Below are 13,226 nucleotides of genomic sequence, written 5' to 3' on the forward strand. Positions count from 1 at the left end.
TCAAGGATCCGAACCAGAACATCAACTGGACCACGCCTGAAGGCGGCGGCGGTCCCAATTATCCGAACATGTAAGGGCGGGGCGAGCATGCGCCCCGCACCCGGCTTTCGCGCCGCGTTGAGATCGGTCCTGGCTTTCGGGCTGGGGCTGTCTCTCAGCGCGTGCGTCAGTGCGCCCTATCCCATCTTTCGCGATGAGCACGGATCGGCCTATGGCTCTTATCTGGCGGCGCGGTATGCTGGCGCCTCCCGCGAGCTTGATGCGTCCGCCGCGTATTATGCCGACGCGCTCGAGCGAGCGCCGGAATCGGGCCTGATCTCCCAACGCGCATTCTTTGCGGCTCTGATCGCGGGCGATTTCGATCATGCGGATGCGGCGGCGGAAGCCGCGGCGAATGATCCTGAAACCGCCCAGATTGCAGAGCTTTACTGGCGCGTGATCCAGCTGGGTCGCGGACGTGAGGCGGCCCGGATCGGCACGGCGCCCATCGGGCCCTTCTCCACGCTGGTCAGCACTGTGCTGTCTGACTGGGACGGTCTGGCGCGCGGTGACGCACCGGCCTGGACGCAAACCCGCATTCATCTTGAGAGCGAGGACATGATCCCCGCCCAGCAACAGATGCATCGCGCGCTGGTCCTGGACTATCTGGGACAGGATGATGCGGCGGATGCCGCCTACCGGGAAGCGCTGGCGGGCGTGCCGGGCCTGAGAGCGTTCAACACCTTGATGTACGGCGCTTTCCTGGAGCGTCAGGAACGGCGTGATGAAGCGCGCTCCTTGTACGCCAGTGCTCTGGAGGGGCCCGGCGCCGAGCGTTCGGATATTGCAGCGGCGCTGTCGCGGGTCGACCGGGGCGGGCGCGCGCCGCGCATGTACACGCCCCGTCAGGCCGCAGCGCGGGCGCTGTTTCCGCCCGCTTCGCTCATCAGCAACCGGGCGTCCGGGGAATACACCGTGCTGTTTCTGCGCGTGGTTCAGCGTCTGGACCCCGGGTTCGACTACAATACGCTGACCATCGCGCAGCTCCTGGATACGCTCGATCTGCGCGAGGCGGCGGTCGACGAGTATCGCAAGATTGATGACGGACCGCTTCTGGAGCAGGTTCTGGTCAGTCGCCTCTGGCTGGAATTCCGCATGGATCAGCGCGAGTCGCTGGTGCAGGAAGCGCGGGCGCTGGTCCAAGACACGCCGAGCCAGTCCCGACAGCTTTTGCTGGCCGACATGCTGCGCGTCACCGACCGGTGCGGCGAGGCCATTCCGATCTATGCCCGCGTCTCTGAAGCAGCTGCGGAACGCGGTCAGCCGGACTGGCGCTTTGTCTTCTATCATGCGGCCTGTGTGGAGATCGCAGACGGCTGGGACGCTGCGGCGCCCCTGTTCGAAGAGGCGCTTGATCTGGCTCCGAACGAACCCATGCTGCTCAATCATCTGGGCTATAACCTGATCGTCGAGGGCGAGCAGATGGAGCGCGGCCTTCAAATGGTTGAGAGGGCCGTCTCGCTTGAGCCGTCCAATGGCGCCATCGTGGACTCGCTGGGCTGGGGCCAGTTCAAGCTCGGCCATGTTGACGAGGCGATCTACTGGCTGGAACGGGCGGTCACGCTCAGCCCCGACAGCGGCACCAATAACTGGCATCTGGGCGACGCCTACGCCGCCGCAGGGCGCACGCTGGAAGCCCGTTTTCAATGGCGCCGGTCGCTGGAGCTGGATCTCGATGAAGACGAGCGCGCGCTGGTCGAACGGCGGCTGGAGCTGGGACTGGACGCCGGGCCGCCCGATCTGCCATGAGCGACGTCATGACGGACGCCGCCACAGAATTCGCCCCCGCCAAGGTCAACCTCACCCTGCGTGTCGGCGGACCGCGCGCCGATGGCTATCATCCGCTTGAGTCCCTTGTGGTGTTCGCGGACTGGAGCGATCAGCTCCGGGCGCTGCCTGCCGAGACGCTGACGCTCAGCCTGACCGGGCCGGGCGCTGAGGGATTGCAGGCCGATCCGCAGAATCTGGTGCTCAAGGCCGCCTATGCGTTGCGCGCCGCCGCCGACAAGCCCGAGCTGGGCGCGACGCTGACCCTCGACAAGCATTTGCCCGTTGCCGCGGGGCTGGGCGGGGGATCGTCAGACGCCGCCGCCGCCCTGCGCCTTCTCAACCGGGTCTGGGATCTGGGTTTCTCGATCAAGCAACTCGCCGAGATCGGCACGGTTGTGGGCGCGGATGTGCCCGCCTGCGTGCATGCGCGGCCTCTGCGGATGGAAGGAATTGGCGAGCGGGTGACCCCGCTGATCGCCTGGCCCGCCCTTCATGGGGTGATCGTGCATCCCGGCGCGCCGGTGCCGACAGGGCCCGTCTTCAAGGCGTATGACGCGACCGAGCCGGGCCGGCTCATGCCAGGCAAGCCGATGATCGCCGGCACGCTGGATGACGCCATCGACCGCCTTCTGCTGGATGGCAATGACCTTCAGGCGCCCGCCATCGCGCAGACGCCGGTGATCCAGACGGCGCTTGATGTGCTGTCCGCTCAACCCGGCGCGCGTCTGGCGCGCATGTCCGGCTCTGGCGCCAGCTGCTTTGCGCTGTTCGAGACTGCAGACGCCGCCCAGGCCGGCGCCGACGTGATTGCGCGCGAACATGCGGACTGGACGGCAAAGGCCGTGGTCTTCGGGGGCGCGGCGTGAGCGGGGCGGTGATCGCCATGGCGGCGAGCGCCGGGCTGGTCAGCCTGATTGTCTCCTTCCTCGTCCTGAAGGGCGGCATTCTCGATTTCCCCAACGCCCGGTCGAGCCATAGCGCGCCCACGCCGCGCGGGGGCGGGCTGGGCGTGCTGGCGGGCATGGGGGCGGGTGCGATCATCGCGAGCCTGTTCCCGCTGGGCGCGGGTGCGCTGGGCGGCGTGCTGGCGGTGACCCTGATGTTCGCGTTTCTTGGCTTTCTTGATGATCTGTTCGTGCTCGATGAGCGCCTGAAGCTCGCCGCCTTCATCATTTTCTGTCTGGCGATGGTGACTGCGGCCGGGCCCGTCACCCGCTTTGGGCTGACCTATGAGCTGGGTTTTGCGCTGCCGCCGCTGGTCGGCTGGATCGGCTCGGCGCTCTTTGTCTTTGTCGTTGTGAACGCTGTGAACTTCATGGATGGCTCGGACGGCATTCTCGCCGCGGTAATGATCCCCGCAGGCATCGCGCTGGCTCTGGCGGGCCTTGCGGCGGGCGTGATGACCAGCGTCATCACAGGGGTGCTGCTGGCCGCGAGCCTTGCGGGCTTCGTGCTGCTGAACTGGCCGCCTGCGAAGCTCTTTGCCGGGGATGTGGGCGCGCTGGGCGCCGGCGCGCTCTACGCCGGCGGAGCGCTGGCGCTCGTCAATCACGGCTTTTCCGGCACGCTCTGGCTTGCGCCGCTCTTGGTGCTGGTCTTTCTGGCCGACGTGCTGCTGACACTCTTGCGCCGGGCGCGGCATGGCCGCTTCTCTCTGTCGGCGCATCGCGAGCATGCCTATCAGCGCCTGATTGATAGCGGCTGGAGCCATCAGACGATCGCGCTGGTCTATGCCGGGCTGACGGCTGTAATCGGGCTCACGGGGCTTCTCGCCGCACAGATCATGGACGGCGGCGTGCCGCTGGTCTTCGCGGTCTGGGTGGTCGTCCTGACCGGCTTGCACGTCTCGGTCGGGCGGGTTGTCGGGCGGTAGCTGGATCAGGAGGCTTCGATGAACAGGTTGATCCTGGCACTGATGCTCTTGGCCATGTTGCTGATTGCTTGTGTCGTTGGGGTGGCTCTGATGATCTACGACCCGATGGATGCTTGCCTTGATGGTGGTGGTCGCTGGGTCGAAGAGGCTCAGGTTTGTGAATGCTCAGACGAACAACGGGGGACTTCAGCCCCAATGAGCCCAGAAGAGTACGAAACTTGCCGCTACGAACCTTCTGAACTCCCTCACTCGTAATACCAATTGTCATCCCGGACGCGCAGCGATCCGGGATCTACCGAAATCACTCTATTCTGATCACAGAGACGCCTGAAGTAGATCCCGGCTCAGGGCCGGGATGACAAAGTGGGAAGGCATGGTCCGTAGCGGCATAGAACCTACAGCCGATCCAGCATCGCGCGGATGGCGTCGAGCTGGCTGGCGCCGAGCTTCATGGAGCGTTCGGGCGACCAGCCATAGATCGTGTCCGGCATGTCCGCATTGTCCTTGAAGGGCATTTCCAGCGTCATGGCGAGACAGCCGAAATGATGGCGCATCCAGTGGGTGGCGATGGAGAGGTCGGCGCTGTTCGGCGCATCGACCTTATAGCCGAACTGGGTCTGAAAATCGGGGTTGAAGCGTTTGAGCTCCGCCTTGTAGCCGTCGAGCTTCTTCTGGTCAGCATCCGTCCAGCCCGGCACGCCTTCGGCGCCCGCAATGAAGTTGTAGGGCAGGCCCTCATCGCCATGCATGTCGAGGAAGAAGTCGACCCCTGTCTCTTCCATCGCGTCGAGCACGCATTTGACTTCGGGAGAGTTTTCCGCGCTCGCCTTGTCCCATTCGCGGTTGAGGTTCACGCCCTTGGCGTTCGTGCGCAGATGGCCGCGGAAGGACCCGTCCGGGTTCATGTTCGGCACGATGTGGAAGACGGCTTTTGACAGCAGATCGCGCGCCACCGGATCAGTGTCATCCAGCAGGCGTTCCAGAAGGCCCTCGGCCGCCCATTCGGCCATGCTTTCGCCCGGGTGCTGGCGCGCGGTGATCCACAGCGTCTTCTTGCCCTCGCCCGGCTCGCCCACAATCAGGCGGTCCATGTCACGACCGTCCAGGGTTTCCCCGATCACATCGAGCGTCACGCGCGGATCGGCTTGGCACGCCGCGATCAAGGCGTCATGACGGGCCATGGAATAGGGCGCGAAATACGCGATCCACACCGCGTCCGCTTCGGGAGTGAGAGTGAGCATCAGCTCTCCGTCGGCATAGGACGTCTCAATCCGCTCCCAGCTTTCGCGGTCTTCGGACGCGACGGCCTGATAGCCGTCCCAGCCATCGAGATAGGCCGCGCCGCCGGCGTTCTCGATCACCATGCGGCAGGTCTGGCCCTTCGCGCCCGACAGGCGGAAATGGAACCATTGATAGAAATCCGAGCCATTGTCCTTTCGGATCTCAAGGCGGATGTCCCTGGGATCAGCGGCGGACTTCACAACGATATTGCCGGAATCAAACTGGCTGGAGATGCGCATGGCGGACCTTTGTGAGCTGCGGATGTGAAAAGGGCGGCCAAGGCCGCCCGTCTGATTAGTAAGCGCGCTCGACAACGAACTCTGGAAGGGCGGCCAGCGCCTCGGTCCATTCGTTCTGCGGCGCGATGTTGAGCGCATTGACCGCGTTCGCGGCGTGCGTGCGGGCGGCTTCAAGCGTTGCGTCGAGGGCGCCGTGTTTCTTCAGGATGGCGAGCGCCTCGTCGAAATCGGCGTCGGTCTGCTCGCCGTCGCTGATGACGCGTTTCCAGAACGCGCGTTCGCGGGCGCTGGCGTTTTCCATGGCGAGCGCGACGGGCAGGGTGATCTTGCCTTCCCGGAAATCGTCGCCGGTGTTCTTGCCCAGCTCTGCGGCCATGCCGCCATAGTCAAGCGCATCGTCCACAAGCTGGAAGGCGAGACCCAGTTCGCGGCCATAGGTCTCCAGACCGTCTTCGATCGCCTTGTCCGAGCCGTGAAGGATCGGAGCGACCTGGGCGGCGGCGGAGAACAGGGCCGCGGTCTTCGCATCGATGATGCTCATGTATTCATCGCGGCTGATGTCGATATTGCGCACGGCGGCCAGCTGGCGCACCTCGCCCTCGGCGATCACCGAAGCGGCGCGGCTCAAGACATGGAGCGCGTCCATGGAGCCGGCGTCGACCATCATCATGAAGGAGCGCGCAAACAGGAAATCGCCGACCAGAACCGAATGGGCGTTGCCCCAGACGGTGTTGGCGGGCGCCTTGCCCCGGCGCAGCTCGCTTTCATCGACCACATCGTCATGCAGCAGCGTGGCCGAATGGATGTACTCAACGGCCGCCGCGAGGGAGACATGCCCGTCGCCCTCATAGCCCAGCATGCGGGCGGCGGTGACGGTGATCAGGGGGCGGATGCGCTTGCCGCCAGCGGCGACCAGATAGTCTGCAGTCTGGGGTATGGAGCGCGTGGCGCTGGCCATACGTTCCTCGATCACGGCCTCCACGGCGGCCATGTCATCGCTGGCGAGCGTGGCCAGCCGGATCACCGGATTGACCGGTTCTGCCTGAATGTCTGCCTGAGGGAGTCCGTTCACCCCGAGCCCCTTGATGTTCTCGTTCAGCGCGCCGCACAATAGGGAGCGCCCCCTGAAGCGGCAAGCACGCGACGCTGTGCCAACGCATTGGACAGTTCATTATAGGTGAACACGCATATAGGTCGGAGACCGGAATGATCGAAGTGCTTGCGACAAACGATCCCGTGAAACTCAGTTTCGCGCAGGCCGTCCTCAAGGAGGCGGGGATCGAGGCGGTGACGCTGGACGAGCAGACCGCCTCGACCTTTGGCGGAGCCTTGCCCTGGATCAAGCGTCGGATTCTCGTGCGAGAGCAGGACCGGGATCGCGCCAAGGCCCTGCTGGCCGAAGCGCTCAAGGATGATCAGGAAACGTGAAGCAGACGCCGGACGCCTTTCTTGGCGGCAAGATCAGCCTGTACCAGCTTGAAGACGGCTATCGGGCCGGAATGGACGCGGCCGTGCTGGTCGCGGCGCTGAATCTCAAAGCAGGTCAGCGCGCCATGGAGTTTGGCTGCGGCGCCGGCGCGGCGCTTCTGGGAGCGGCGGCGCTCTATGAGGATGTGGAGCTCACGGGCGTCGAGCTGGACCCGAGAGCGGCGGCCTTGGCGCAGGACAATGTGGCGCTCAACCGAATGGAAGGCCGGGTCCGGGTTTCGGAAGGGGATGCGCTGGCCTATCGCGACGAGCGCGAGCTGGACGCCGTCTTCTTCAACCCGCCCTATTTTGATGATCCGTCCGCCCTGCGTGCGCCCAAGGCGGGCAAGTCGCCCGCCTGGATGTCGGATGCAGGGCTGGCAGCCTGGATCGATACGGGCTTGCGCCGTCTCAGATCGGGCGGCGTCCTCACGGTCATTCAACGGGCGGACCGGCTGGATGACATTCTGGTGGCGCTGAAGGGGCGGGCGGGGGCGGTGAACGTGCTTCCCGTTCAGGCGCACGCGGACGAGCCCGCCAAGCGCGTCCTGGTGCAGGCGACGAAAACCGCCAAAGGGCGACTACAGCTCCGGCCGCCGCTGGTCCTGCATGAAGCGGGCGGGACCGGTTTCACGGCGGAAGCGGATGCGATCTTCCGGGGCGAGGCGCGGCTTGAGTTTCGCCGCTGACACCCCACCTCTCTCCTATCTGGTTGGAGACGCAAAACAATGTCAGCAAAAGACACTCTGAAATCGGCCTGGGACAAGACCTGCCAGGCCGTCATCAGCCTTCTGGGCATGGACAAGCCCGTGGTGCCGGTCATCCGGCTGGAAGGGGTGATCATGTCGGGCGGGCGCAACGCCAACGCCCTGAACCTGCAGCGGGTGGAGAAACAGATCGAGAAAGCCTTCTCGATGACGGACGCGTCCGCCGTAGCGCTCCTGATCAACTCACCCGGCGGCAGCCCGGTGCAGTCGCGCCTCATCCATGAGCGCATCCGCGCGCTGGCGAATGAGAAGGACAAGGCCGTGCTCGCCTTCTGTGAGGATGTGGCCGCGTCCGGCGGGTACTTCCTGGCGATTGCAGCCGATGAGATCTTCGTCGACCCCGCCACCATCATCGGCTCCATCGGCGTCATCAATGCGGGCTTCGGCTTTACCGAGGCGATGGAGAAACTCGGCGTCGAGCGCCGGGTGAAGACCGCGGGCAAGAGCAAGCTGATCGCCGATCCGTTCTCGCCCGAGACCGACGCCCAGAAAGAACGCATGGAGCGTTTGCTCAACACCGTGCACGGCCAGTTTATCGAGCTCGTCAAATCGCGCCGGGGCGAGAAGCTCAATCCGCAAGAGGGCGAGGAGCTGTTTGACGGCTCGGTCTTTACCGGAACCGAAGCCCTCCAGAACGGCATCGCCGACGAAATCGGCGATCTGCGCAGCGTCGTTCGCTCCCGCTTTGGCGAGGATGTGCGCGTGAAAGTGTTCAGCCCCGCCCGCCAAGGCCCGCTCTCGCGTCTGTTCGGCGCGGCGCTCGATGGCGTTGAACTGCGCGCAGTCTGGGCGCGCTTCGGGCTCTAGAATGCTGGAGCTGACGCTTCTGCTGGCGGCGGGCGCGGTGATCGCCTTCATCTTCTTCACCCGTCCCGCCAAAACCCGCCGCGACAAGACCGCGGACGCTGCTGCCGAAGCGGTCCGGCGCAAGCTTGAGCGCGAGGGGCGAGTGTAGGGTTTTCCTTGTCATCCCGGACGCGAAGCGATCCGGGATCTACCGAAAGCTCTCTATTCTGATCACAGAAATGAAACGGGCAGATCCCGGCTCAAGGCCGGGATGACACACATAAATGCTGAAATCCCGGCCAAGCGCAGTTCAGAGCTGGGGCCTCATGCAGGATAGAGCGCTTAAGCGGAGGCATTTTCCGGGCCTCGCGCTGTTCGCTCGGGAATTCAGAAGGGATCACCGCTCTCACCGCCCCTCTTGCTTGATCGGGGGCGCTGGCGGGCCTAGTGTCGCGCGCGCTTTTGCGTCCGCGATTTCCTGTCGGGCGCTTTCCTTGAAAACTGCCGACCGGACGCCCGCCGATGACCGCTTCACAAGCCCCGAGCTTTCAGGATCTGATCCTCATCCTTCAGCGCTATTGGGCCGATCAGGGCTGCGCCATTCTGCAGCCCTATGACACCGAAGTGGGCGCGGGCACGCTGCACCCGGCGACGACGCTGCGGTCTCTGGGCGCCAAGCCCTGGCGGGCGGCCTATGTGCAGCCCTCGCGTCGTCCCGCCGATGGCCGCTATGGCGAGAACCCCAACCGCCTGCAGCACTATTACCAGTTCCAGGTCCTGCTGAAGCCGAGCCCGGCCAATCTACAGGAATTGTATCTGGGCTCGCTCGACGCCATCGGCATAGATCGCAAGCTGCATGATGTGCGCTTTGTGGAAGATGACTGGGAGAACCCCACGGTGGGCGCCTGGGGTCTCGGGTGGGAAGTGTGGTGTGACGGCATGGAAGTGAGCCAGTTCACGTATTTCCAGCAGGTTGGCGGTCTTGATGTGGAGCTCGTTTCAGGCGAGCTGACCTATGGTCTGGAACGCCTCGCCATGTATGTGCAGGGCGTCGAGAACGTCTACGACCTCGACTTCAACGGCGCCGGGATGAGCTATGGCGACGTGTTCCTGGAAAACGAGCGCCAGCAATCGACCTTCAATTTCGAGCATGCCAATGTGGACATGCTGATCAAATGGTTCGCGGACGCAGAGAAACAGTGTCAGGCGCTGCTGGCGCTGGAGACGCCGCTGCCGCTGCCCGCCTATGACTGGTGCCTGAAGGCGTCGCACCTCTTCAATCTGGTGGATGCGCGCGGGGCGATCTCGGTGGCCGAGCGCGCCAGCTGGATCGCGCGGGTGCGCGAACTGGCCAAGGGCTGCGCCAGCGCCTGGGTGGCGCTTGAAAAACAACGCGAGGAGCAGGCGGCATGACCGTGCATCTGTACTACAACCCGCAATCGCGGGCGGTGATGACGCTGTGGCTGCTGGAAGAGCTCGGCGTGTCCTACGACCTCAAGCCGGTCGACTATGAAGACGGCTCCATGCGGTCGGAAAGCTTTCTGGCGCTGAACCCGATGGGCAAGATCCCGGTGATCGTGGATGGCGACACGGTCGTGACCGAAACGGTCGCCATCGCGCTCTATCTGGCGGACAAGTACAAGGACAACGCCAATCTGGCGCCGGAAATCGATGATCCGCGCCGGGGCGAGTATCTGCGCTGGATCGTTTTCCAGGCCGCCTCCATCGAGCCGGCTATGCTGCAGGCGGGCATGAAGTTCGAGACCAATCAACGCTCGGCCGGCTGGGGCAATGTCCAGCTTGTGGCGCGGGTTCTGGAGAACCGCCTGTCGCTGGCGAGCCCGTATCTGTTCGGTGACTGGTTCACCGCGGCGGACCTGATTGTGGGCGGGGCGGTGAACTGGGCGATGCAGTTCGGCATGTTCCCCAAGACCCCGGCCATGAGCGCCTACGCCCAGCGGATGACGGAGCGGCCCGCCTTCCAGCGCGCCTTCGCCACCCAGAATTCCTGACACAGACCTTCCGAGTATCACACCTCCCCATGGCCCAGTTTCTGTTTGAAATCTTCTGCGAGGAAATCCCCGCGCGCATGCAGGCGCGTGCAGAGGAAGACCTTGCCCGTCTGATGTCGGACCGCCTGAAAGAGGCGGGCCTGAAATGGGACAGCCTTGAGGCCTTCTCCGGCCCGCGTCGTCTGGGTCTCGTGATCGAGGGGCTGCCGCTGAAGACCGAGGATGTGCGCGAGGAACGCAAGGGTCCGCGCACCGATGCGCCGGAAAAGGCGCTCGAAGGCTTCATGCGCGGCGCCGGGATCACCAGCCTTGATCAGTGCAAGATCGAAGAGGGCAAGAAGGGCAGCTTCTATATCGCCGTCATCGAGAAGCCGGGGCGGGATACGGCCGAGGTGATCGCTGAAGCCATCCCCGACATCCTCAAGAGCTTCCCCTGGCCCAAATCCATGAAGTTCGGCGAGGGCGAGACGGCCCAGCGCTGGGTGCGCCCGCTGCGCTCGCTGATCTCTTTGCTCGACGGTCAGGTCATCAAGACCGAGGTTTTCGGCATTACGTCCGGCGATGTCACCGACGGCCACCGCATTCACGGCTCCGGCCCGTTCTCGGTGACGGACTTCGCCGATTACGATGCCAAGTTGCGCAAGAACGGTGTGATCCTGCGCCGGGATGAGCGTAAGCAGCTGGTGCTCGACGGCGCCCGCCGTGTCTGTGAAGAGGCAGGGTTGGAGCTGATCGAGGATCAGGGGCTTCTGGAAGAGGTGACGGGGCTCGTTGAGCATCCCGCGCCGATCCTCGGGGATATGGATCCGGACTTTCTCGACCTGCCGCCCGAAGTCATCGCGCTGACCATGAAGACGCACCAGAAATACTTCGCGGTGCGCGATCCCAAGTCCGGACAGCTGACCAGCAAATTCGTGGTTCTGGCCAATCAGGACGCGCCCGATGGCGGCAAGGCGATTGCGGCGGGCAATGCCCGCGTGCTCTCCGCCCGCCTCTCAGACGCCCGCCATTTCTGGGATCTCGACCGCAAGACCGGGCTTGAGGCGATGGCCTCCGAGCTTTCCAAGGTCACCTTCCACGAAAAGCTGGGCACGGTGGCCGACAAGGTCGAGCGCGTCGCCAAGCTGGCGCGTGAGCTGGCGCCGGTCGTGGGCGCAGATGCGGACATGGCCGAGACGGCCGCGCGTCTGGCTAAGGCCGATCTCGTCAGCCAGATGGTCTATGAATTTCCCGAGCTTCAGGGCGCGATGGGTCGTTATTACGCGCTCGACGCCGGCCTTGATCCCCAGATCGCCGACGCCATCAAGGATCATTACAAGCCGCAAGGCCCGTCTGACGACGTGCCGACCGCGCCGGTCAGCGCCGCCGTCGCGCTGGCGGATAAGCTGGATACGTTGGTGGGCTTCTGGGCGATTGATGAAAAACCGACCGGCTCCAAAGACCCGTTCGCTCTGCGCCGCGCGGCGCTGGGAGTGATCCGGATCTTGCTGGATGGGGATTATCGCCCTGAGCTGTGGGCGATATTGCTCAACGCGAGGTCACGAATTGATGTGCGTGGCTCTAGCGTGCCTAGCGACACTGTCGAAATCGCAGCTCAAGAAGCTGGCAAGGCTCTCTTCAATGACCTCCTCGCCTTCTTTGCCGACCGCCTGAAGGTCCACCTCAAGGACGAAGGCGTGAAGCATGACGTCATCGACGCCGTGTTCGCCCTGGGTGATGACGACCTCGTGCGCGTCACGAAGAAAGCCCGCGCGCTGCAGGCCTTCATGAATTCAGACGATGGTCAGGCGCTGCTGCAGGGCTATCGCCGGGCGGCGAACATTCTGACGGCGGAAGAGAAGAAGGGCTTCGATCTTGCATCGGCCCGCGCCGAAGCTGTTTCCGGCTCGGATAAGGACACGGACGCCGCCCTGATGATCGCCATCGCCAAGACTGCGGACGCCGCTGAAGAGCGCGCGCTGATCGCGGCCATTGAGGGCGCGGACGAGGTGGCGTCGGTTGCTCTGACATCGGAAGACTTTGAAGGCGCCATGTCGGCGCTGTCGCAACTGCGCGAACCGGTCGACGCCTTCTTCGAGGCGGTTGTCGTGAACGCAGAAGATTCTATGGTGCGTCGCAATAGATTGTTGCTGTTGTCGCGGATTCGCGCAGCAGCTGATCAAGTGGCGGATTTCTCACGGTTGGAAGGGTAGGCGCGGGGGCGTCTGCTCTTTTCTCCGTTTTGACGATCAGGAAGGTGAGCCCCATGACGAAGTGGGTCTATGCATTCGGCGGCGGTTCGGCGGACGGCGACCGCGAGGATCGCAATCTTCTGGGCGGCAAGGGCGCGAACCTGGCTGAAATGGCCAAGCTCGGCCTGCCGGTTCCGCCCGGCTTCACGCTCACCACGGCGGTGTGCACCGCTTTCTATGAGAACGACCGCGAGTATCCGTCCGACCTGAACGATCAGGTCGAAGCGGCTCTGGCCGATCTTGAAGCCAAGGTCGGCAAAAAGTTTGGCGATCCGTCCAACCCGCTTCTGGTCTCGGTGCGCTCGGGCGCTCGCGCCTCCATGCCGGGCATGATGGATACGGTGCTGAACCTGGGCCTCAATGACGAGACCACCGAAGGCCTCGCCAAGCTTTCGGGCGACCGCCGCTTCGCGCTCGACAGCTATCGCCGTTTCATCACCATGTATTCGGACGTGGTGCTGGGCGTGCCGCACTCCACGTTCGAGGAGATCCTTGAGACCTTCAAGGAAGAGCGCGACTACAATCTGGACACCGAAATCACCGCTGAAGAGTGGGAAGAGGTGATCGCGCAGTACAAGAAGGCCGTTCAGCGCGCGCTTGATTTCCCGTTCCCCACCGATCCCCGCGACCAGCTCTGGGGCGCGATCGGGGCGGTGTTCGGCTCCTGGATGAATGACCGGGCCATCACCTATCGCCGCATGTACGACATCCCCGCCAGCTGGGGCACGGCGGTGAACGTTCAGGCGATGGTGTTCGGCAAT

15 protein-coding genes are annotated in these 13,226 nt (G+C 64.2%); 13 read left to right on the top strand and 2 right to left on the bottom strand.

Annotated elements, in window-relative coordinates; translation table 11 throughout:
• The 5 genes from B2Z70_RS15475 to B2Z70_RS14670 all read left to right on the top strand — a co-directional run.
• A partial coding sequence (locus B2Z70_RS15475; RefSeq protein ID WP_414690875.1) for a 4Fe-4S dicluster domain-containing protein occupies positions 1–74 on the top strand: 74 nt, incomplete at its 5' end.
• Positions 75–87: 13 nt separating this feature from the next.
• A complete protein-coding gene (locus tag B2Z70_RS14655; protein WP_292984286.1) occupies positions 88–1,788 on the top strand; it encodes a tetratricopeptide repeat protein in 1,701 nt (566 codons plus the stop codon).
• An 8-nt stretch (positions 1,789–1,796) separates the two neighbouring features.
• Positions 1,797–2,675, top strand: a complete 879-nt coding sequence (locus B2Z70_RS14660) for a 4-(cytidine 5'-diphospho)-2-C-methyl-D-erythritol kinase (protein ID WP_040613738.1) — start codon at positions 1,797–1,799, stop codon at positions 2,673–2,675.
• On the top strand, positions 2,672–3,682 hold the full coding sequence (locus B2Z70_RS14665) for an MraY family glycosyltransferase (RefSeq protein ID WP_292984289.1): 1,011 nt from the start codon (positions 2,672–2,674) through the stop codon (positions 3,680–3,682). Before B2Z70_RS14660 ends, B2Z70_RS14665 begins: the two co-directional genes overlap by 4 nt.
• 18 nt (positions 3,683–3,700) lie before the next feature.
• Positions 3,701–3,937 carry a hypothetical protein gene (locus B2Z70_RS14670; RefSeq protein ID WP_009803236.1) on the top strand — a complete coding sequence of 79 codons (237 nt, stop codon included), beginning with the start codon at positions 3,701–3,703 and terminating at the stop codon, positions 3,935–3,937.
• A 140-nt stretch (positions 3,938–4,077) separates the two neighbouring features.
• On the opposite strand, the gene B2Z70_RS14675 is transcribed toward B2Z70_RS14670, so the two are convergent.
• Together B2Z70_RS14675 and B2Z70_RS14680 are read right to left on the bottom strand one after the other, a co-directional pair.
• A complete protein-coding gene (locus tag B2Z70_RS14675) occupies positions 4,078–5,202 on the bottom strand; it encodes a M14 family metallopeptidase (RefSeq protein ID WP_292984291.1) in 1,125 nt (374 codons plus the stop codon).
• Positions 5,203–5,257: 55 nt separating this feature from the next.
• Positions 5,258–6,193 carry a polyprenyl synthetase family protein gene (locus tag B2Z70_RS14680; protein WP_348764598.1) on the bottom strand — a complete coding sequence of 312 codons (936 nt, stop codon included), beginning with the start codon at positions 6,191–6,193 and terminating at the stop codon, positions 5,258–5,260.
• A 215-nt stretch (positions 6,194–6,408) separates the two neighbouring features.
• Between B2Z70_RS14680 and B2Z70_RS14685 the strand changes: the two genes are divergently transcribed.
• The 8 genes from B2Z70_RS14685 to B2Z70_RS14720 all read left to right on the top strand — a co-directional run.
• Positions 6,409–6,630 carry a putative signal transducing protein gene (locus tag B2Z70_RS14685; RefSeq protein ID WP_009803239.1) on the top strand — a complete coding sequence of 74 codons (222 nt, stop codon included), beginning with the start codon at positions 6,409–6,411 and terminating at the stop codon, positions 6,628–6,630.
• Positions 6,627–7,358 (top strand): tRNA1(Val) (adenine(37)-N6)-methyltransferase, encoded by a 732-nt coding sequence (locus tag B2Z70_RS14690; RefSeq protein WP_292984295.1) that lies wholly within the window; start codon positions 6,627–6,629, stop codon positions 7,356–7,358. The genes B2Z70_RS14685 and B2Z70_RS14690 overlap by 4 nt, the downstream gene beginning before the upstream one ends.
• Positions 7,359–7,397: 39 nt before the next feature.
• The gene (locus B2Z70_RS14695) at positions 7,398–8,243 is read left to right on the top strand and encodes a S49 family peptidase (RefSeq protein ID WP_292984297.1); all 846 of its coding nucleotides are present in this window, start codon (positions 7,398–7,400) and stop codon (positions 8,241–8,243) included.
• A 1-nt stretch (position 8,244) separates the two neighbouring features.
• Complete coding sequence (locus tag B2Z70_RS14700; protein ID WP_292984299.1) at positions 8,245–8,391, top strand: hypothetical protein; 147 nt, start codon at positions 8,245–8,247, stop codon at positions 8,389–8,391.
• A 353-nt stretch (positions 8,392–8,744) separates the two neighbouring features.
• Positions 8,745–9,635, top strand: a complete 891-nt coding sequence (locus tag B2Z70_RS14705; RefSeq protein ID WP_292984301.1) for a glycine--tRNA ligase subunit alpha — start codon at positions 8,745–8,747, stop codon at positions 9,633–9,635.
• Positions 9,632–10,234, top strand: a complete 603-nt coding sequence (locus tag B2Z70_RS14710; RefSeq protein ID WP_009803244.1) for a glutathione S-transferase family protein — start codon at positions 9,632–9,634, stop codon at positions 10,232–10,234. Before B2Z70_RS14705 ends, B2Z70_RS14710 begins: the two co-directional genes overlap by 4 nt.
• Before the next feature lie 29 nt (positions 10,235–10,263).
• On the top strand, positions 10,264–12,426 hold the full coding sequence (gene glyS / locus B2Z70_RS14715; RefSeq protein ID WP_292984303.1) for a glycine--tRNA ligase subunit beta: 2,163 nt from the start codon (positions 10,264–10,266) through the stop codon (positions 12,424–12,426).
• Positions 12,427–12,479: 53 nt separating this feature from the next.
• On the top strand, positions 12,480–13,226 hold a 747-nt coding region (locus tag B2Z70_RS14720; RefSeq protein WP_292984305.1), incomplete at its 3' end, for a PEP/pyruvate-binding domain-containing protein.

The sequence above is a fragment of the Oceanicaulis sp. UBA6590 genome (assembly GCF_002433705.1).
Classification (GTDB): Bacteria; Pseudomonadota; Alphaproteobacteria; order Caulobacterales; family Maricaulaceae; genus Oceanicaulis.